The organism is Microbacterium sp. W4I20, from assembly GCF_030816505.1.
GTDB lineage: Bacteria > Actinomycetota > Actinomycetes > Actinomycetales > Microbacteriaceae > Microbacterium.
In genome coordinates, this window is record NZ_JAUSYB010000001.1 from 2,081,625 (window position 1) to 2,099,657 (window position 18,033).

General features: G+C 68.6%; 16 protein-coding genes. 5 read left to right on the forward strand and 11 right to left on the reverse strand.

Features of this window, described 5'->3' with window-relative positions; translation table 11 throughout:
* Positions 1 to 11: 11 nt before the first annotated feature.
* The 7 genes from QFZ21_RS10040 to QFZ21_RS10070 form a co-directional block, all read right to left on the reverse strand.
* The gene (locus QFZ21_RS10040) at positions 12 to 1,613 is read right to left on the reverse strand and encodes a hypothetical protein (RefSeq protein WP_307377368.1); all 1,602 of its coding nucleotides are present in this window, start codon (positions 1,611 to 1,613) and stop codon (positions 12 to 14) included.
* Between the two features lie 98 nt (positions 1,614 to 1,711).
* Positions 1,712 to 2,632, reverse strand: coding sequence for a carbohydrate kinase family protein (locus QFZ21_RS10045; RefSeq protein ID WP_307377371.1), 921 nt, complete (start codon positions 2,630 to 2,632; stop codon positions 1,712 to 1,714).
* A complete protein-coding gene (locus QFZ21_RS10050) occupies positions 2,629 to 3,498 on the reverse strand; it encodes a carbohydrate ABC transporter permease (protein ID WP_307377373.1) in 870 nt (289 codons plus the stop codon). The genes QFZ21_RS10045 and QFZ21_RS10050 overlap by 4 nt, the downstream gene beginning before the upstream one ends.
* Positions 3,498 to 4,457 (reverse strand): carbohydrate ABC transporter permease, encoded by a 960-nt coding sequence (locus tag QFZ21_RS10055; protein WP_307377376.1) that lies wholly within the window; start codon positions 4,455 to 4,457, stop codon positions 3,498 to 3,500. The genes QFZ21_RS10050 and QFZ21_RS10055 overlap by 1 nt, the downstream gene beginning before the upstream one ends.
* A 49-nt stretch (positions 4,458 to 4,506) precedes the next feature.
* Positions 4,507 to 5,382, reverse strand: a complete 876-nt coding sequence (locus tag QFZ21_RS10060; protein WP_307377379.1) for an SIS domain-containing protein — start codon at positions 5,380 to 5,382, stop codon at positions 4,507 to 4,509.
* 77 nt (positions 5,383 to 5,459) lie between these two features.
* Positions 5,460 to 6,776 carry an ABC transporter substrate-binding protein gene (locus tag QFZ21_RS10065; protein WP_307377381.1) on the reverse strand — a complete coding sequence of 439 codons (1,317 nt, stop codon included), beginning with the start codon at positions 6,774 to 6,776 and terminating at the stop codon, positions 5,460 to 5,462.
* A 111-nt stretch (positions 6,777 to 6,887) separates the two neighbouring features.
* Positions 6,888 to 8,195: an alpha-glucosidase/alpha-galactosidase gene (locus QFZ21_RS10070; protein WP_307377383.1), complete on the reverse strand. Its 1,308-nt coding sequence runs from the start codon at positions 8,193 to 8,195 to the stop codon at positions 6,888 to 6,890.
* A gap of 86 nt (positions 8,196 to 8,281) precedes the next feature.
* Between QFZ21_RS10070 and QFZ21_RS10075 the strand changes: the two genes are divergently transcribed.
* From QFZ21_RS10075 to QFZ21_RS10095, 5 genes are all read left to right on the forward strand, one after another.
* Positions 8,282 to 9,091: a DeoR/GlpR family DNA-binding transcription regulator gene (locus tag QFZ21_RS10075; RefSeq protein WP_307377385.1), complete on the forward strand. Its 810-nt coding sequence runs from the start codon at positions 8,282 to 8,284 to the stop codon at positions 9,089 to 9,091.
* A gap of 30 nt (positions 9,092 to 9,121) precedes the next feature.
* Entirely contained in the window at positions 9,122 to 9,799 is a 678-nt protein-coding gene (locus tag QFZ21_RS10080) for a CoA pyrophosphatase (RefSeq protein ID WP_307377389.1), read from the forward strand.
* Between the two features lie 166 nt (positions 9,800 to 9,965).
* Positions 9,966 to 11,243 carry a phosphoribosylamine--glycine ligase gene (purD, locus tag QFZ21_RS10085; protein ID WP_307377390.1) on the forward strand — a complete coding sequence of 426 codons (1,278 nt, stop codon included), beginning with the start codon at positions 9,966 to 9,968 and terminating at the stop codon, positions 11,241 to 11,243.
* Positions 11,244 to 11,398: 155 nt separating this feature from the next.
* Complete coding sequence (locus QFZ21_RS10090) at positions 11,399 to 11,893, forward strand: helix-turn-helix domain-containing protein (RefSeq protein ID WP_307377392.1); 495 nt, start codon at positions 11,399 to 11,401, stop codon at positions 11,891 to 11,893.
* Complete coding sequence (locus tag QFZ21_RS10095) at positions 11,890 to 13,236, forward strand: MFS transporter (protein ID WP_307377393.1); 1,347 nt, start codon at positions 11,890 to 11,892, stop codon at positions 13,234 to 13,236. The genes QFZ21_RS10090 and QFZ21_RS10095 overlap by 4 nt, the downstream gene beginning before the upstream one ends.
* A gap of 121 nt (positions 13,237 to 13,357) precedes the next feature.
* Here QFZ21_RS10095 and QFZ21_RS10100 read toward each other — a convergent pair whose 3' ends face one another.
* The 4 genes from QFZ21_RS10100 to QFZ21_RS10115 form a co-directional block, all read right to left on the reverse strand.
* Complete coding sequence (locus tag QFZ21_RS10100; RefSeq protein ID WP_307377394.1) at positions 13,358 to 14,086, reverse strand: amino acid ABC transporter ATP-binding protein; 729 nt, start codon at positions 14,084 to 14,086, stop codon at positions 13,358 to 13,360.
* Positions 14,083 to 15,552: an amino acid ABC transporter substrate-binding protein/permease gene (locus QFZ21_RS10105; protein ID WP_307377397.1), complete on the reverse strand. Its 1,470-nt coding sequence runs from the start codon at positions 15,550 to 15,552 to the stop codon at positions 14,083 to 14,085. Before QFZ21_RS10105 ends, QFZ21_RS10100 begins: the two co-directional genes overlap by 4 nt.
* 281 nt (positions 15,553 to 15,833) lie before the next feature.
* A complete protein-coding gene (locus tag QFZ21_RS10110; protein WP_307377399.1) occupies positions 15,834 to 17,381 on the reverse strand; it encodes a DHA2 family efflux MFS transporter permease subunit in 1,548 nt (515 codons plus the stop codon).
* On the reverse strand, positions 17,378 to 18,004 hold the full coding sequence (locus QFZ21_RS10115; protein ID WP_307377402.1) for a PadR family transcriptional regulator: 627 nt from the start codon (positions 18,002 to 18,004) through the stop codon (positions 17,378 to 17,380). Before QFZ21_RS10115 ends, QFZ21_RS10110 begins: the two co-directional genes overlap by 4 nt.
* Positions 18,005 to 18,033 lie beyond the last annotated feature (29 nt).

Here is an 18,033-nt window from a genome sequence, read left to right on the forward strand (position 1 = left end):
CTAGACCGGTGTCACGGCAGAGGCGCCTCCAGGCGGACCAGCCGCACGAAGCGCACGACCAGGTCATCCGCCCCCTCCGCCAGGGAGATCCGCAGACGGGTGGTATCCGGCGCCACGGCACCCGATGGCAGGGCGACGGTGGCCGTGCGCCACTCCCCGCTGCCGGTACGCGGCACGGCCGCCGACGCACCGGCATCCGTCTCGACCATGAACGAACCCGTTCCGGAGTCGAGGAAGGTGACCTTCAGCACCGCGTCCCCTGTGGTGCCGGCGGCGAACCGCTCATCGACCTCGAAGACGAACCCGGTGTCGCCCGAACTCACGGCCGTCGACAGTCCCTCGTGCGCCGTGCCGTTCGCCTCCTCCAGCTCCCCGACATGGGTGTCGACATCCGTGCGATGCGCGACCGAGCCCGGTTCGTCGACCTGCACGATCCACCGCTCGAGGTTGCGCACCCACGGCTGGTCGTTCCAGGCACGAGGGAACTCCTCCTCCGCCCAGTACGTGTCCTCCGCATCGCGCAACGCGGCCCAGGCATCCGGAGCGGTCTCGGCGGTCTGCCCCAGTTCGAGCCGCACCCAGTCCCAGTGCTCCGGATACTCGGCCATGTACGACGGCTCCGGCACCACGTACATCCAGTTCATCCGCAGCTGCAGCGCCTTGAGGTTCGCCTGACGCACCGCGTAGTACGGATCACTCGTCGAGTACCCGCAGTCGTTGAAGCACTCGTTCTCCGTGGCGACCACGAAGCGTCCGGAATGCACCGGGAGCGTCTCATCGACGACCATGTGCCCGTTCGGCTGGATGGCCGAGCCGTACGCCGGAGCCTCGCTGAGGTGGAAGTTGCTCGGCTCCGTGATGCCGGTGCGGATGCCCATCCCGGCATCCACGGCCTGCACGGCCAAGAGGTCGTCCGCCTCGCCGAACGGTCCGAACGGGTAGTCCTCCCCGGTGAACACGAGCTTGTGCGCGTGGTCGCCGAAGAGGTCGACCAGGTCGGTCCACGCGTGGTCGTACCAGGCCAGATACGTCTGCTCGTCGAGGTCCCCGCTCTCCACCCCGGCCGTCACCATCTCGTAGTCGAACTCCGCCCAGGTGAACGCACCCGGCACGTAGACGAACCGCAGACGCGGGTTCTCCGCCAGTCCGAGGTCGACGAACAGGGAGCGGTAGGTGTCCATCAGGTGTCCCCACACGCACTCGTCCCAGATCGGCAGGTGCGATTGACCGTCGTAGTCGGGCCCGTAGGTCGTGACGCCGCAGTCCTCGGCCACCCACTCGGGTGCCCACTCCTCACCGCTCGCGAACACGCGCATCCAGAAATCCCCCGGCTCGGCGAGCTGCGCATCGAGCGCGTCGAAACTCATCCCCTGTGCCGACCCGGTCGAGGATCGGTCGATCGGGCCGTCCTTCGTCGGTCGGATCTGCCTCCAGCTGACGTCGATGGATCGGACCGCCACGAGTTCGTCGGCAGAGGCTTCTTCCGAGAAGTAGCCGGAGTTCGCGGCGGGACGCGCGTGCGCCGGCAGCGTCCAGTCGTCGCCGTCCGAGACCGAGACCCCGGCCGGGCCGGCATCCACGAACTCCGCACGGGGACCGATGCCGAGATTCACGTCTGCTGGCCCTCCGGTCGGCAATGGTTCAGGGGCAGCTGTGCATGCCGCGAGCAGCAGGACCCCCGCCAGGACGAGCGCGAACGAGGATCGACGCCTCACGCCAGCGACTCCACTTCGGCACGAGTCGCCTGCCCTCCGGTTCCGCCGGCGCCGCGCGTGGAGAGGGATCCCGCCACCGCCGCCCACCGCAGCGCCGCCTGCACGTCGCCGTGTTCGGTCCACGACGCGAGGAATCCGGCGTCGAAGCTGTCGCCCGCACCGGTCGTGTCGATGACGTCGAGCACCAGGCCCGGCGCCCGCAGGGCGCGTTCCCCGACGATCGCGAGTCCGCCGGCGGCACCGTCCTTGACGACGACGATCGGGCCGCTCGCGGCGAGCGCGCGCGCCGCGTCCTCGGCATCCTCGGCCCGGGTGCCGGCCGCCGCGGCGAGCGCGATGGCCTCCGCCGCGTTCGGCAGAAGCAGGTCGAGCAGCGGAAGGCATTCCGAGATGCCGTCCCAGCGCTCGGCGGGATCCCAGTTCGTGTCGAGGCTGGTCGTGACGCCGCGCGCGCGGAGCTCGGTCAGCACCTCGGGGAGCGCCGCGGCCAACGCCGGCACGAGGAAGTAGGAAGCGAAGTGCACGTGCGAGCGGCCTTCCGCCGCGGCCAGGACCTCTGCGGCGGTGACACCGGAGAGTGCGCCCGTGAGCGTGAGGATCGACCGATCATGAGGGGCCGACAGAATCACGGAGATGCCGGTGGGCTCGTCGACCACCCGCACCGCCGCGGTGTCGACCCCGGCATCGGCGAGTAGCTCGCGGGTCCTGTCGCCGAAGACGTCGGCTCCGACGCGGGCGACGAGGGCCGTGTCGACACCCAGGCGGGCGAGACCGGCCGCGCAGATGCCCGCACTGGATCCGAGCACCAGGTCGGCGCCGTCGAGCAGCTGCTCGGCCTGACCGAAGCGCGGCACCACGTCGCCCCGCAGGACGAGGTCGAGGTTCGCGTCGCCGGCCACGAGGATGCGCGGGCTCATCCCTTCAGCCCGGTCATCGTCATCGTCTGCACGAACTGCTTCTGCGCGAACAGGAAGAACAGCACCAGCGGTGCCGTCGCGATCACGTTGCTCGCCATCAGCAGCTCCCACTGCGTGCGGCGGGAGCTCTGGAAGTTCGCGATGCCCAGCTGCACGGTGAAGATGCTGTCGTCGTTGATCGCGATGAGCGGCCAGATCAGGTCGTTCCAGGAACCCAGCAGCGTGAAGATCGCCAGGGTGGCGATCGCCGGTCGGGCCAGCGGCAGGATCACCCGCAGGAACGTCTGCAGCCGGTTCGCGCCGTCGAGCGCCGCGGCCTCCTCGATCTCCACGGGGATCGAGAGGAAGAACTGCCTCATCAGGAAGATGCCGAAGGCCGAGGCGAGCCAGGGCACGAAGGCGGCCGCGATCGTGTTGACCAGTCCGAGCCGGGAGAACATCACGTAGGTCGGGATCATCAGCAGCTGCGTCGGGATCATGATCGTGGCGACGATCATGATGAAGCCGAGGTTCCGGCCGCGGAAGCGCAGCCGGGCGAACCCGTAGCCGGCAAGCGAGCAGAGCACGATGTGCGCGCCGATCGCGATTGCCGAGACGAACGTGCTGTTGAGCAGCCAGTGCAGGATGTCGGTCGTCGTGAACAGCGCAACGAACCCATCCAGGGTGAACCGCGAGGGGATGAACGGCGGCGGGAACTTCACCAGATCCTCGGCGGGCGAGACCGACGCCATCACCATCTGCGCGAACGGGATCACGAACAGCAGGGCGATCGGCGCGAGCACGAAGTGCCAGCCGCTCATCCGGCGCCGACGGCGGGGCGGCCGGCCCTGCTTGCCCGTGACGATCGAATACGTGTCGGCGGTCATCAGAATGCCTCGACCTTCTTGATGCGCGAGTAGACGACCATGCCGATGGTGATCAGCAGCGTCACCGCGAAGAGCACGTAGGCCGCCGCGGATCCGTAGCCGAAGTCCAGGCTCTTGAACGCCTTCTCCCACAGGAAGTAGACGATGGTCTTCGTCGAGTCGAGGGGCCCTCCTCGCGTGGTCGTGTAGACGAGGTCGAACAGCTGCAGCGCGCCGATGGTCTGCCAGATGGCGATGAACACCGTGACCGGACCGAGTTCCGGCCACACGATGCGCCAGAACGTCTGCCAGCGATTCGCACCGTCGATGCGCGCCGCCTCGAGCAACTCCTCCGGGATGTCCTGAAGCCCCGCGAGGTAGATGACGGTCGTGAAGGCGGCCTGCCCCCACAGCGACATGATCGCGATGACCAGCATCGCCTGCTGCGGATCCTCCAGCCATCCCTGAGCCGGCAGGCCCACGGAGCGGAGCACGTTGTTCACGATGCCGTACTGCGGGCTGAACAGATAGGTGGAGAGGATGCCGGTCGCCACCGCCGACGCGACGAACGGCACGAAGATCGCCGTGCGGTACAGGCCGATGAAGCGGATCTTCCGGTTCAGCGCGACCGCGAGGAAGAGGCCCGCCAGCACGGAGGCCGGTACGAAGAGCACGACGAAGCCCGCCGTGTGCGACACGGCATCCCAGAACTCCCCGTCCGACATCAGTCGCGAGTAGTTCTCCCCGCCGACCGCCACCGGATCGGAGAATCCGTTCCAGTCCTGAAGCGAGAGGATGAACGCCCACACGGCCGGGAAGATCGACAGGCCGACGATGATGACCATCGCCGGTCCCACGAACCCCCAGCCGGTCAGGTCGTTGCGGAGGAGACCGCGCCGCCGGGTCGCGCTCGCCGGTCGTCGTGACGGGGTGTCTCCGTCGATCTCGGCGGATCTCTTCTTCTCGCGAACTGTCGTCATCGTCATCATCGCTCCGTCGTCCGTCGGCTGTCGTCTGTCGTGCGTGGGCTCAGGAGAGCACGATCGACCTCGTCAGATGACGAGGCTGGTCAGGGTCCAGGCCGCGCTCTTCGGCCGTGCGAACCGCCAGCCGCTGTGCGAGCACCAGTTCGATCAGAGGATCGGCCGTGCCCTGCACGACGGTGGCCCCGGTGACGGCGATGTCGTCGGCGAGCTCGTCGTCGCGGCTGCCGAGGAACCAGATGAGCGTGCCGGGATGGGCGACCGCGAGCGGGCCGTGCCGGTAGTCGAGCATCGGGTACGACTCGGACCACGCCTGCGCAGCCTCGCGCACCTTCAACGCTGCCTCCTGGGCGAGCCCGTAGGCCCACCCTCGACCGAGGTACACGAGGTGTTCGATGTTCTCGGGGAGGGTCGACGGCTGGGCCAGGGCCTCAGCCGCGGCATCCGGCAGCCCCGACACGTCCTCGCCGAACGCGGCTCTGGCGAGGAACAGGACCGTCGTCGGGAAGCGGGTCTGCACCACCGACTTCTCGTCGGCGAAGTCGAGGAGCAGCACCTCGTCCGCGAGCCGGGCGCACGGCGAGTCCGCGACGCCGGTCACCACGACCTTGCGCACTCCCGACGGCAGCGCGTTCAGTGCATCGATCACCTCGGTCGTGGTTCCGGAACGGCTGATCGCGATGACCGCGTCGTACGGCCGCCAGGGGCGCGGTTCGGAGGCGTACGCGGCGTCGGTCTCGCCCAGCCCCGCCGCCTCGCGCAGCAGCGCGAACGACTCGGCCACGAAAGCGGAGGTGCCGCATCCGATCACCAGCACCCGCTCTCCCGGTCGTCCGAGCACACGGGCCGCCTCGTCTCGAAGCGTCAGCGCGGCCCGCCAGGTGTCGGGCTGGCTGTCGATCTCCATCGCGGTGATGTTCATGGTTCTCTTTCTCGTTCGTGTCCCGGTCGGCGGCTGCCGGGCCGGTCGGTGGGCGGCGCGTGCCGCCCACCGAAGGATCAATTCCGCGCCAGCGCCTGGTCGGCCTTCTCGGCGGCATCCTTGAGGGCCTCCTCCGCCGTCCCCTGACCCTGCAGGACCTTCGAGATGGCGCCACCGATGGCCTCCGAGAGTCCGACGTAGCCGGAGACGGTCGGGCGGGCGTTGACGGCGTTCTCGTTGTTCTCGGCCATGATCTCGAGGCCGGGAAGCGCGGCGGCCTGCTCCTGGAACTCGGGGGTGTCGATCTCGCTGGCGCGCAGCGGCAGGTTGCCGTAGGCCACGTTCCACCGCAGATCCTGCTCCTGGGCGGTCAGCCACTTCATGAGCTCGACGGACCAGTGGTTCTCGTTGACGTCCTTGGTGTCGAAGAGCGCCCAGATGTCCGGGCCCGACACGGTCTGGTGGTCGCCGTCGATGCCGGGGAGCACGGTGACTCCGTAGTCCGTCTTCGCGGTCTTCAGATCCCAGAGCTGCCACGGTCCCGACGTCATCATCCCGATGCGGTTCGCGGCGAACAGCTGGGCGAACTTCGTGTCGGTCTGGTCGAGGTAGATGCTTTTGTCGTCGACGGCCATCTGGCGCAGGAACTCGAGCGCCTCGACGCCCTCGTCGCTCGCGAAGGCGGCGGTCTTCTGGTCGTCGGAGAGGATCTCGCCGCCGTTCTGCCAGAGGTGCGGCCAGAACTGCCAGGTGGTCTCCTCGGAACCCGACACCGAGTACGCGTAGCCGTAGGTCTCGTTCGCGGGATCGGTCAGGGCCTTGGCCGCCGCGCGGAACTCGTCCCAGGTCCATTCCTCGGTCGGGTAGTCGACGCCGGCCTGGTCGAAGACGGTCTTGTTGTAGAACAGCGAGATGTTGTCGACGAGAGCGGGGAAGCCGATGATCTTCTCGCCGGTCGGCTGCACGGTCGCGCGCGCCGCCTCGGAGAACTCGTCCCAGCCGAAGTCGGGATCGGACACCTGCTCGCTGATGTCGAGGGTGCGCTGCGACGACTCCAGTTCGCTGGCCCAGGCGCCGAAGGAGTAGGAGATGTTCGGGTAGCTGTTCCCGGCGAATCCGGCCGAGAGCTTCTGCAGCAGCTCTTCGGTGGACGAGGCGCCGGGAGAGATGTCGATCGTGACGTTGGGGTGGAGCTCTTCGAACTCCGCGGCGAGACCCTCGAGGATCGTCTGCGCCTCGTCGCTCTGGCCGGTCCACCAGGTGATGGTGACGTCGGCGTCCGGGTCGAGTTCGGTCGCGCCCTGCGATCCGGCGCATCCGGAGAGCAGCAGCGCCCCGGTCGCGATGCCGGCGGCGGCGTAGTGCGAGATCTTTCGTGCGTGGCGACGGTGCATGGCAATTCCTGTCTCGTATGAAGGTGGTCTTATCGTGCCGATATATCGCTCAGTCGACAATCAAATGCGCAATTCGCTCACTCCGATTGGTCATTTGGCTGAGCGTTGAGGTCACAGCACGCCGCCGAGTGCGCGGGGCAGCAGCTCCGCATGAGCGGCGGTGAGCTCGTCGCAGAGCTGCCAGATCTCGTCGGGCGTGAGCGTCGAACTCGCATTGGGGTCGATCAGCACCGCACGGCGCACGAGTTCGGGATCGCCCTCGAGGGCGGCACGGATCGTGAGGTCGGCGACCGACAGGTACGTGCGGTTCAGCGCCGCGCCGGCCGCAGGGATCGCCCCCCAGGCGATCGGATGCACACCGTCGGCGTCGACCGTCGCCGGCACCTCGACCACCGCGCGCTCCGGGAGGTTGTCGATCAGGCCGTGGTTGACGACGTTCGCATGGATCTCGCGTGGCGCACCGGTCAGCATCGAGTGGATGATCTGCGGCGCGTACTCGGCGGCGTCGCCCTCTTCGTGCAGGGGCACCTCCTGACCTGCGGCGAGCAGGCGTTGCGCCTCGTGGAACTCGTTCACGTTCTCCTCGGAGATGCCGATGTACTGCAGCGGCTCGAGTCGGAAGCGCTCGATCTGTGCATCGGAGCGCAGGAACCAGCCGAGGTACTCCGACGAGTGTTCGCTCGTCTCGGTCGGGTAGTACCCGATGCGGCGGAAGATCTCCGCGCGCACTCGCCGCTGCAGGTCGGGCTCGGCCTCGATACGCTCGCGCAGACGCGGGTAGAGGTCCTCGCCGTCGTGACTCCACTCGGTGAGCCACGACTGGTGGTTGACGCCGGCCGCGCGGTAGTGCGTGCCCTCGAGGGGGACTCCGACGAGTTCGCACAGGTCGTTCACGGTCCAGTACACGCTGTGGCACAGGCCGACCGTCCTGATCTCGGGCGCGACCTCCGACATCCACCAGACGTTCATCGCCATCGGGTTCGTGTAGTTCAGGAACCAGGCGTCGGGGCAGAGTTCGCGCATGTCCTGCGCGATCGCCGAGAGCACCGGGAACGTGCGCAGCGCGCGGAAGACGCCGCCGACGCCGGTCGTGTCACCGATCGTCTGCCGAAGCCCGCGGGCGGCCGGCAGCTCGAGATCGATCCTGGTCGCCGCGACCCCGCCGACCTGGATCATGTTGATGACGAAGTCGGCGCCGTCGAGCGATTCGCGTCGGTCCAGCGAGGCGCGCACCCGGATGTCGCGCCCGAGCTGGCGGGCGACGCTGAGTGCGGTCAGTCGCGCGACCTCGAGCCGGTCGGCGTCGATGTCGTGCAGAGCGATGTCGAGGGTCGGAAGATCCGGGAAGCGGAGCAGATCGGTCAGCAGCTGGCGGGTGAAGACGACGCTGCCTGCGCCGAGGAAGGTGATCGTGGGCATGCCATGATTCTTCGCAGAAATGCACATGATGCGCAACGAAATGATTGCATTGACACTCAATCGCTCACCTGTCATGCTCACTTCTCATGGCCACTGCCTTCAGCACGACCTCCGTCGCCGAGCTCGGCGGATCACCGAAACGATCTCGACGTATGGCGGGCATCCTCGACACGATCGCCGAACGCGGAGAGGTGACGCTCGCCGAGCTCGCCGAGCAGTTCGGCAGCTCTGCCGCCACGCTGCGCCGCGACCTCGGCGCGCTCTCCGACCAGGGACTCATCATCCGCACGCACGGGGGCGCGAAGCCGGCGGGCTCGCTGGCCGAACTGCCCGTCGCCCTGCGCGACACCCGATTCCAGGACGCCAAGCGACGGATTGCCCGAGCCGCAGCCGCGCGGCTGCCTCGCGAGCGTCATGCCGTCGCCCTCAGCGGCGGGACCACGACAGCCTCCGTCGCGCGTGAGCTCGTCAACCACTCCGACCTCACGATCATCACGAACTCCCTGTCGATCGCTTCACTCGCGGCGCCCTACCCGCGGCTCCGCGTCGTGATGACCGGCGGAATCCTGCGACCGCAATCGCTCGAACTCGTCGGCGTGCTCGCCGAGGGAACCTTCAGCGCGATCAACGTCGGCACCGCGATCCTCGGCGCCGACGGCATCTCGGCGGATGCCGGAGTGACGACGCACGACGAGACGGAAGCGCGCACCAATCATGCGATGGTCGCCAAGGCGCAACGCACGATCGTGGTCGCCGACGGCTCGAAGATCGGGCGCGTGGCGCTCGCTCAGATGGCCGAGGTGTCCGACGTCGACGTCCTGATCACCGACGACAGCGCGGATGCCGCCGAGCTCGACAGACTGCGCACGATGGGCGTCACGGTCGTCATCGCCTGACCCGCTCTTTCTGTGCGTAGGCTCGGACGCATGAGCACGCAGCATCCTGCAGGCGCCCGCGCCGAGTTGATCGCCGCGGCGTCCGGACACTCCTGGGGCGGCCCGTTCCCGCAGCTCGCCGACCCGGGCAGCGCGCACGACGCGGCCGTGCTCATCCTGTTCGGCGTCCTCGATCGCACGCCCGCCCCGGTGGCCGATGCCGCGGTCGCCCGCGACCTCGATGTGCTGCTGCAGCGCCGCGCCCCCTCGCTCTCGTCGCACCCCGGGCAGGTCTCGTTCCCCGGCGGGCGCAGCGAGCCGTCGGATGCGGATGCCGTGGCCACGGCCCTCCGCGAGGCCGAGGAGGAGACCGGGCTGGACCCTGCCGGCGTCGAGATCCTGGCCACGCTGCCGGAGATACCGTTGGCCGCGAGCAACCACCTCGTCACCCCGGTGCTGGCGTGGTGGCGGTCGCCGTCGCGTGTCGTCGCGGTCGATCACGCCGAGACCGTCGAGGTCTTCCGGGTGCCGGTCGCACAGCTTCTCGACCCGGAGATCCGGTTCACATCGACGCTGCATCGGATGGGTCGCACGTTCCGCGGGCCGGCGTTCGACGTCGACGGGACCATCGTCTGGGGCTTCACCGCCATGGTGCTCGACGCCCTCTTCACGGCGGCCGGGTGGACAGTGCCCTGGGACGAATCCGTCGAGCGCCCGATCGAGCTCTGACCCGGGCGCGGTGGAAGAGGCGCGCGGCACTCGTTCACAATTCAGCAAGATCGAGCCCGGAGCACCCTGACACTCCGCGTGCACGAGCCATTCCCGGAGATCTGGCTGAGTTGTGAACGGCGTCCACCCCCGAAACGGAAGGCAACACCCTCGGTAGGCTGGACCGGTGAAGATACTCGTCCTCGGTTCCGGTGCCCGTGAGCACGCGATCATCCTCGCCCTGCGGGCAGAGCAGGCGGAGCACGAGCTCTTCGTCTCTCCCGGCAACGCCGGCATCGCGCAGGACGCCACCCCCGTCTCGGTCGATCCGCTCGACGGGGCTGCGGTGACCGCGTTCTCGAACGAGCACGGGATCAACCTCGTCGTCGTCGGCCCGGAGGCTCCGCTGGTCGCGGGCGTCGCCGACGCGCTGCGGGCGCACGGCATCCCGGTGTTCGGTCCCGGCAAAGCGGCCGCGCAGCTCGAGGGTTCGAAGTCGTTCGCGAAGCGGGTCATGGATGCCGCGGGCGTGCCCACCGGACGCGCGCTGCGCGCGGCAACAACCTCCGAAGTCGAGGCCGCGTTCGACCAACTCGGCGCTCCATACGTCGTCAAGGCCGACGGCCTCGCGGCGGGCAAGGGCGTCATCGTCACGTCCCACCGCGCCGAGGCGCTCGCGCACGCCGAGCAGTATCTCCCGGCCGGGCCGGTGCTGATCGAGGAGTTCCTCTCCGGTCCCGAGGTCTCGCTGTTCTTCCTGAGCGACGGCGACACCGTGCGCGCGCTCAGCCCCGCGCAGGACTTCAAGCGCGCACTCGACGGCGATGCCGGCCCCAACACCGGCGGCATGGGCGCCTACTCGCCGCTGCCCTGGCTGGCCGAGCAGTTCGGCAGCGAGCAGGCGTTCGTCGACGAGGTCACCCGCGACGTCGCCCTGCCCGTGATCCGTCAGCTGGATGCGGAGGGCACGCCTTTCATCGGTCTGCTCTACGCCGGGCTCATCCTCACCCCGGCCGGTGTCCGCGTGATCGAGTTCAACGCGCGCTTCGGCGACCCCGAGACGCAGGTGGTACTGCCACGCCTCGTCACCCCGCTGTCGGAGCTGCTGTTCGCCGCAGCATCCGGCACTCTGGAGGATCAGCCGGAACCGGTCTTCCGCGACGAGGTGGCCATCACGGTCGTGCTCGCGAGCGAGGGGTATCCGGAGTCGCCGCAGACCGGCCGCCCGATCGAGGGACTCGGGGATGCCGCATCCGTCGAGGGCGTCCACCTGGCACACGCCGCGACCGCGAGCCCCGATGCACCCGGCGGTTCACTCGTCGCCTCCGGTGGTCGCGTGCTGAGCGTCGTCGCCGTGGCATCCGACTTCCGCACCGCGCGCGAGCGCGCGTACGACGCGATCGGGCGGATCCGCCTCGACGGCTCACACCACCGCACCGACATCGCCGCCCGCGTCGCGGAGTAGCCGGCTCGGCGGGCGGCCCGCCCGCGGCATCCGAGATTCGGAGTTCGGCGCGCTCGTCGGAGGATTCCTGCCGAATCATCCGAGATTCCTGCCATCTTCCGAGTTCCGGATGCCGCGCGCTTGACTTCGCCAGCTTTCTTCAAGAAAGTAAGCGGATGCCGCTCCGCTCCGACTGGTCGTCGACGACCTGCCCGATCGCCCGCTCCGCCGACGTCCTCGCCGACCCCTGGGTACTGGTGATCCTGCGAGAGCTCTTCTCGGGGCGCACGCGATTCGACCAGCTGCGGGATGCGACCGGCGCCGCCGACTCAGTGTTGGCCCGACGGCTCAGGACCATGACCGAGGCCGGGCTCCTCACCCGCGATGAAGACCCGCGCTCGGGCTATCGCCTGACGGATGCCGGGAGCGAGACGCTCCCGATCCTGCATGCCTACGCGCGGTTCTCGAAGGTCACCGAACCCGACGACGACTACGGGCTGAGCGTGTCCTGCGGGCGGTGCGGGGAGGCCGCGGCATCCGTCGATTGGTGTGCGCACTGCTCGGCCCCGCTCGATGTCGACAGCACCCGCTGGACCAGGCGCAGCATGGGCGGAACTCCCTTCGACCTCGCCTCAGTCGGAGCCGGAACCGGCGCGGGAGCCCGCGCGTGACCGCCGAGTCCGTGGACGAGCCCACCCGCACGCCCGCCGCACGGCCCCGCCGCCTCCACCCGGCGTGGACCGTCGCGCTCGTCGCCCTGATCGCCCTCATCGGCGCGGCCGGATTCCGTGCGGCCCCCGGTGTGCTGATGGTGCCGCTGCAGGAGGAGTTCGGCTGGACGACCGCGGATCTCTCGCTCGCCGTCTCGATCAACCTCCTGCTCTACGGCCTGATCGCGCCGTTCGCCGCCGCACTGATGCAGCGATTCGGCATCCGAGCGGTGACGGTGGTCGCACTGTTCGTGATCGGCGCGGGCGCCGCACTCAGCGTGCTGGTCGCGACGCCGGGGCAGCTGATCCTCACCTGGGGCGTCCTGATCGGGCTCGGGACCGGATCCATGGCCCTCGTCTTCGCCGCGACCATCACCGACACGTGGTTCGCTACCCGCCGGGGTCTCGTCTCGGGTGTGCTCACCGCGGGCAGCGCCACCGGCCAGCTCATCTTCCTGCCGGTGATCGCGACCGCGGCCGAAGACATCGGCTGGCGCGGAGCATCCTTCATCATCGCCGGCGGCGCACTCGCGGTCGCACCCCTCGTCTGGATCTTCCTGCGCAACCGGCCGAGCGACCTCGGCGTCACCCGCTACGGCGAGACCGAGCCGTACGCGGCAGCGAAACCCGCACCGCGCGGCACTGCCTGGGGCGCGGCGAAGCTCGCCCTGACCACGCTGCGCGAAGCCGCCCGCACCCGCACGTTCTGGGCCCTGGCCATCGGGTTCGCGATCTGCGGCGCGACCACCAACGGCCTCATCGGCACGCACTTCATCCCGAGCGCGCACGACCACGGGATGGCGACCACCACCGCGGCCGGTCTGCTCGCGGTCGTCGGCATCTTCGACATCGTCGGCACGGTGTTCTCGGGCTGGCTGACCGACCGTGTGAATCCGCGCATCCTGCTCGCCGCGTACTACGCGCTGCGCGGAGTGAGCCTGCTGTTCCTCCCGAGCCTGCTGTCTGCCGAGGTGCAGCCGAGCATCGTGGTGTTCATCGTGATCTACGGGCTCGACTGGGTGGCGACCGTGCCGCCGACGATCGCGCTCTGCCGCGAGGTGTTCGGGTCGAAGGGTCCGCTCGTGTTCGGCTGGGTCTTCGCCGCGCACCAGATCGGTGCCGGCATCGCCTCGATCCTCGCCGGAATCATCCGCGACCACACCGGCCAGTACACCTTCGCCTGGTTCGCCGCGGCAGGGTTGTGCGCCGTCGCGGCCCTGGTCAGCGCGACCATCCGCCGGCATGCACCTCGCGCGTCAGCATCCGACTCCTCCATCGCGCCCGCGCAGCCCCTCGCCGACTAACCCCCGTCGCCCCGCACGCAAGTCGACCCGCCCCCTTATGCCCGAGCCGCCCCTTTGAGTACGCACTCAAAGGGGCGGCTCGCACGAAAAGGGGCGGGTCGGCAAGAGGAGCGGGGCGCGCTCAGAGCACCTTCGAGAGGAAGTCCTTCAGGCGCTCGTTCTTCGGGGCACCGAACAGCTCGGCGGGCGGAGCCTCCTCCACCACGACGCCGCCGTCCATGAAGACCGTGCGACCCGAGACCTCGCGGGCGAAGCCCATCTCGTGCGTCACCAGCACCATCGTCATGCCGCCGGAGGCGAGGTCGCGGATGACCTGCAGCACCTCGCCGACCATCTCGGGGTCGAGCGCGCTGGTGGCCTCGTCGAAGAGCATGATCTCGGGGTCCATCGCGAGTGCACGGGCGATCGCCACGCGCTGCTTCTGACCACCGGAGAGGGATGCCGGCTTCGCATCGGCCTTCTCCGTGAGCCCGACGCGCTCGAGCAGCGCCAGCGCCCGCTCCCGCGCCTTGGCCTTCGACAGGCGCCCGAGCTCGATCGGCGCGAGCGTGATGTTCTCGACCACCGTCATGTGCGGGAAGAGGTTGAAGTGCTGGAACACCATGCCGATGCGCTGGCGCACCTCGTCGAGCTTCACACTCTTGTCGGTGAGGTCGACGCCGTCGATGACGACCTTGCCCGAGGTGGGCTCCTCGAGCTTGTTGAGGCAGCGCAGCAGGGTCGACTTGCCGGATCCCGAGGGACCGATGACCGCGACGACCTCGCCGTCCTCCACCGTGAGGTCGATGCCCTTGAGCACCTCGTTGCTGCCGAAGGACTTGTGCAGGTTCTGCACGTCGATCTTGCTCATGCGTTGAACTTCCTCTCCAGGCGGTTCGCGAGCAGCGTCAGCAGCGTGATCACGACGAAGTAGATGATGGCGACGATCGTCAGCACCTGCGCCGACAGGTACGTCGAGGCGATGATCTGACGCGACTGGAACGTGAGCTCCGCGAGACCGATGACGCTGATCAGCGACGTGTCCTTGAGGGTGATGATGCCTTGGTTCACGAACGACGGGATCATGATGCGGAACGCCTGCGGCAGCACGACCTTCTGCATGGTCTTCCAGTGGCCGAGGCCGAGCGAGCGCGACGCCTCGTTCTGGCCCGGATCGACCGCCTGGATGCCGCCGCGGATGATCTCGGTCATGTACGCACCCGTGTTGAGCGACAGCGTGATCGCACCCGCCACGAATGGGTTGAACTGGAGTCCGGGGAACAGCTGCGGCACCGCGAAGAACACGAAGAACGCCTGCACCAGGATCGGGGTGCCGCGGAACACGAACACGTACGCGGTCGCGAGCCAGCGGAACGGCAGGAACTTCGAGATGCGGCCGAAGCCGAACACGATGCCGAGGATGAACGAGGCCACCAGCGCGACGAGCGTCGCGAGGATCGTCAGCCACAGGCCGCTCATCAGGGCCGGCGAGTACTTCACGGCCACCGAGATGATGTCGGTCGGCTGCGTGGATGCCTCGCCGGTGCTCAGGTACGTGTCGACGATCTCGTCGTACTCGCCGGATTCCTGCAGGTTCGCGAGCCCCTCGTTGAACATCTCGATCAGCTCGGGGTTCATGCCCTTGTTGACCGCGAACCCGTACTCGCCGCCGAGCTCCGGGTCGCCGATCAGACGGAACCCGGAACCCTGCTGGATGCCGTAGGCCAGCACCGGGAAGTCCTCGAAGTAGCCGACGGCCTGGCCCGCCTTGACGGCATCCACCATGTCGGTCGTGTCGGAGTACGGCGTGATCTTGAAGCCGTATTCGTCTTCGTTCTCCTCGGCGAAGGTCTGACCCTGGGTGCCGGTCTTCACCGCGACCGTCTTGCCGTCGAGGTCGTCGAGCGATTCGATGTCGCTGGCCTCGAGAACGCCGAGCTGGATGCCGCTGGTGAAGTACGGATCGCTGAAGTCGAAGGTCTGCTTGCGCTCGTCGGTGATCGACATGCCGGCCATGACCGCGTCGACCTGGTTCGACTGCAGCGCCTGCAGGGCGGCGTCGAACCCGAGCTGACGGACCTCGACCTCGAAGCCCTGATCCTCGGCGATCGCGCGGAGCAGGTCCATGTCGATGCCGACGAGGTCGCCGTTCTCGTCGGTGAACTCGAACGGCGCGAAGGTGGTGTCGGTGCCGATGATGTACGACTCGGTGTCGTCGGCGGCGACGGCAGCGGATGCTCCGCCGAGCAGCGCGCCGAGGGTGACGAAGGCGGTCAGTGCCGTCGCGCCGGCGGTTCGGCCGAACCGGCGCAGGCGCGCGGAGGGGGTGCGGATCACGACGGGTGCTCCTCGGGATCGGATGATGCGACCGGACAGCCGCCGAGCATCCACCCTAACGGGCCGCCTTTCACACCGCGCTCCCGCGCCGGACGGACGAGCCCTACAGGGTGATCCAGTACCGGCGGAGCAGGGCGTGGCCGCGCTCCGTCTGATCGCTCACGTCCTGCAGCACGCCGCCTGCTCGCTCGATGGTCCGCGCCGAGGTCACGGACCCGGCGGCTCCGGTCGCGGAAACGCACCAATCGGGCGACCGGATGGGTGCGTTTTCGCGACGGGAACTACTCGACGGGAACGGATGCCGGCGCGTCGACCTTCGCGGACCTCTGCTGCGGCGCCCCACGGAGGAACAGCGAGGCGACGAGTCCGATCACGATCACGCAGGCCGGCAGCAGGATGGCCTGCGACATCCCGGCCGCGAAGCCCTCGGCGACGGCATCCGGCAGCTTCCCGCCGGAGCCGATCGAGCCTGCGGCGTCACCCATTCCGGGGAGGTTGGCCTCGAGGCGTGCCTGCATGAAGGTCGCGATCGCCGCCGAGCCGACCACCGAGCCGATGGTGCGGGTGGTGTTGTAGATGCCCGCACCGGCGCCGGCCTGGCGCATCGGGAGCATCCGCGTGGCCGTCGTCGCGAGCGGCCCCCACATGCCGGCGCTGCCGATGCCGAGGAGGGCGGACGGGAACAGGAACATCCAGATCTCGCTGTCCATGTTCACCAGCGACGAGTACCAGACGAGCGCTGCGCCGAACGCGATGAGACCGGGGATGAGGATCACCCGCGGGTCGGTGCGGTCGAGGATCTTGCCCGCGAGCGGGGCGAGCACACCCGAGAACACGGCCATCGGGATCATCAGCAGCGCAGCCTGCGTGGGCGTGAGCCCTCGGGCGATCTGCAGGAAGAACATCAGCGGCAGCGACATGCTCGTCACGGCGAACCCGACCGTCGCGATCGCGATGTTCGCGCCGGAGAAGTTGCGGTCGCGGAACAGCGCGAGCGGCACGAGCGCCTCGCTCTTCGTCTTCCACTGCTGCAGCACGAACAGGCCGAGGACGACGATGCCGGCGATGATCAGGCCCCAGACCGAGATCGGACCCCAGATGACGCCCCAGTCGTACTTCTCGCCCTCCTGCAGGCCGAAGACCAGGAGGAAGATCGCGGCCGCACTCAGCACGACGCCGAGGATGTCGAAGCGGTGCGGGTGCGTCTTGAGGCGCGGCACGAGGATCCACGCGGCGATGAAGGCGATCACGCCGACCGGGAGGTTCACGAAGAAGATCCACTGCCAGCCGAAGCCGTCGACCAGCAGGCCGCCGGCCAGCGGGCCGACGAGGGTCGCCACACCGGCGGTCGCGCCCCACAGCCCCATGGCCGCACCCCGGCGGTCGGCGGGGAAGGTGCGGGTGATGACCGCCATCGTCTGCGGCGTCATGAAGGCCGCACCGAGACCCTGCACCGCACGGGCGGCGATCAGGCCCTCGAGCGAGTTCGACAGGCCGCACCACAGCGAGGCGAGCGTGAAGACCGCGAGACCGATCAGGTAGATGTTCTTCGGTCCGAAGCGGTCACCCAGACGTCCGGTGATCAGCAGCGGAACCGCGTAGGCGAGCAGATAGGCACTCGTGACCCACACCACGTTGTCGAGATTGTTGGTGTCCGGGTCGAGCGCGGCCTTGATCGCGGGGTTCGCGACCGAGACGATCGTGGTGTCGACGAGGATCATGAAGAACCCGATGACGAGCGCCCACAGGGCGGGCCAGGGGCTCTTCGGCGCGTTGCCGGCCGCGAACGGCCCCGTCTCGGGGCTCGCGGCCTTGGTGGAATCGGTCATAACTGTGCAGCCTTTCGCTGAGCGAGGTAGCGGTCTGAGTCGGTGAAAGCCGAAGGACCCCAGAGGATGCTTTCGGCTTCGAGACGGGTGAGGAGGGAGTCGAGCCAGCGGATCTCGGCGTCGAGGAGCGCTTCCTGTCGCTCCACCTCGACGAGCACCTGTGCCGGGACTCCCTTGTCGGCGGCCTTGCGCAAACTGTCGCTGTGCGCCGCGAGATCATCGCTCAAGCCCGAGCGGCGGGCCCGCAGAAGGTCGATGACCTCGGAGCGCTCGAGGTTGTGCGACTCCGCGAGGGCGATGCGGAACTCGGCGGGGCGATCGATCCGCGCGATCTCTCGGCGCACCCACGCGACGACGGCGTCGCGTCCGGCATCCGTGAGCGTGTAGGTCGTGCGCTCGGGACGGTTGCCTTCGCGGTCGATGCCGACCTCGTCGATCAGCCCCTCCCGCTGGAGCCGGGAAACCGTGTGGTAGAGCGTGCCGTTGGTGATCGTGAGCAGGCGGTCGTCGTGGCGCACGCGCAGCAGGCGTGCCATCTCGTAGGGGTGCATGTCGGCTTCGCGCAGCAGCGCGAGCACCATCACCCCCATGGGCGTGAGCCGGTCGACGGCATCCTTTGTCATTGTTCCACCTCGATTAGTCCACGTGGACT

Bases quoted from the DNA above. Each gene is read 5' to 3' on its own strand.
- QFZ21_RS10045 (WP_307377371.1), bottom strand. From the start codon at position 2,632: ATGAGCCCGCGCATCCTCGTGGCCGGCGACGCGAACCTCGACCTCGTC.
- QFZ21_RS10050 (WP_307377373.1), bottom strand. From the start codon at position 3,498: ATGACCGCCGACACGTATTCGATCGTCACGGGCAAGCAGGGCCGGCCG.
- QFZ21_RS10055 (WP_307377376.1), bottom strand. From the start codon at position 4,457: ATGACGACAGTTCGCGAGAAGAAGAGATCCGCCGAGATCGACGGAGAC.
- QFZ21_RS10060 (WP_307377379.1), bottom strand. From the start codon at position 5,382: ATGAACATCACCGCGATGGAGATCGACAGCCAGCCCGACACCTGGCGG.
- QFZ21_RS10065 (WP_307377381.1), bottom strand. From the start codon at position 6,776: ATGCACCGTCGCCACGCACGAAAGATCTCGCACTACGCCGCCGCCGGC.
- QFZ21_RS10070 (WP_307377383.1), bottom strand. From the start codon at position 8,195: ATGCCCACGATCACCTTCCTCGGCGCAGGCAGCGTCGTCTTCACCCGC.
- QFZ21_RS10075 (WP_307377385.1), top strand. From the start codon at position 8,282: ATGGCCACTGCCTTCAGCACGACCTCCGTCGCCGAGCTCGGCGGATCA.
- QFZ21_RS10080 (WP_307377389.1), top strand. From the start codon at position 9,122: ATGAGCACGCAGCATCCTGCAGGCGCCCGCGCCGAGTTGATCGCCGCG.
- QFZ21_RS10090 (WP_307377392.1), top strand. From the start codon at position 11,399: ATGCCGCTCCGCTCCGACTGGTCGTCGACGACCTGCCCGATCGCCCGC.
- QFZ21_RS10100 (WP_307377394.1), bottom strand. From the start codon at position 14,086: ATGAGCAAGATCGACGTGCAGAACCTGCACAAGTCCTTCGGCAGCAAC.
- QFZ21_RS10110 (WP_307377399.1), bottom strand. From the start codon at position 17,381: ATGACCGATTCCACCAAGGCCGCGAGCCCCGAGACGGGGCCGTTCGCG.
- QFZ21_RS10115 (WP_307377402.1), bottom strand. From the start codon at position 18,004: ATGACAAAGGATGCCGTCGACCGGCTCACGCCCATGGGGGTGATGGTG.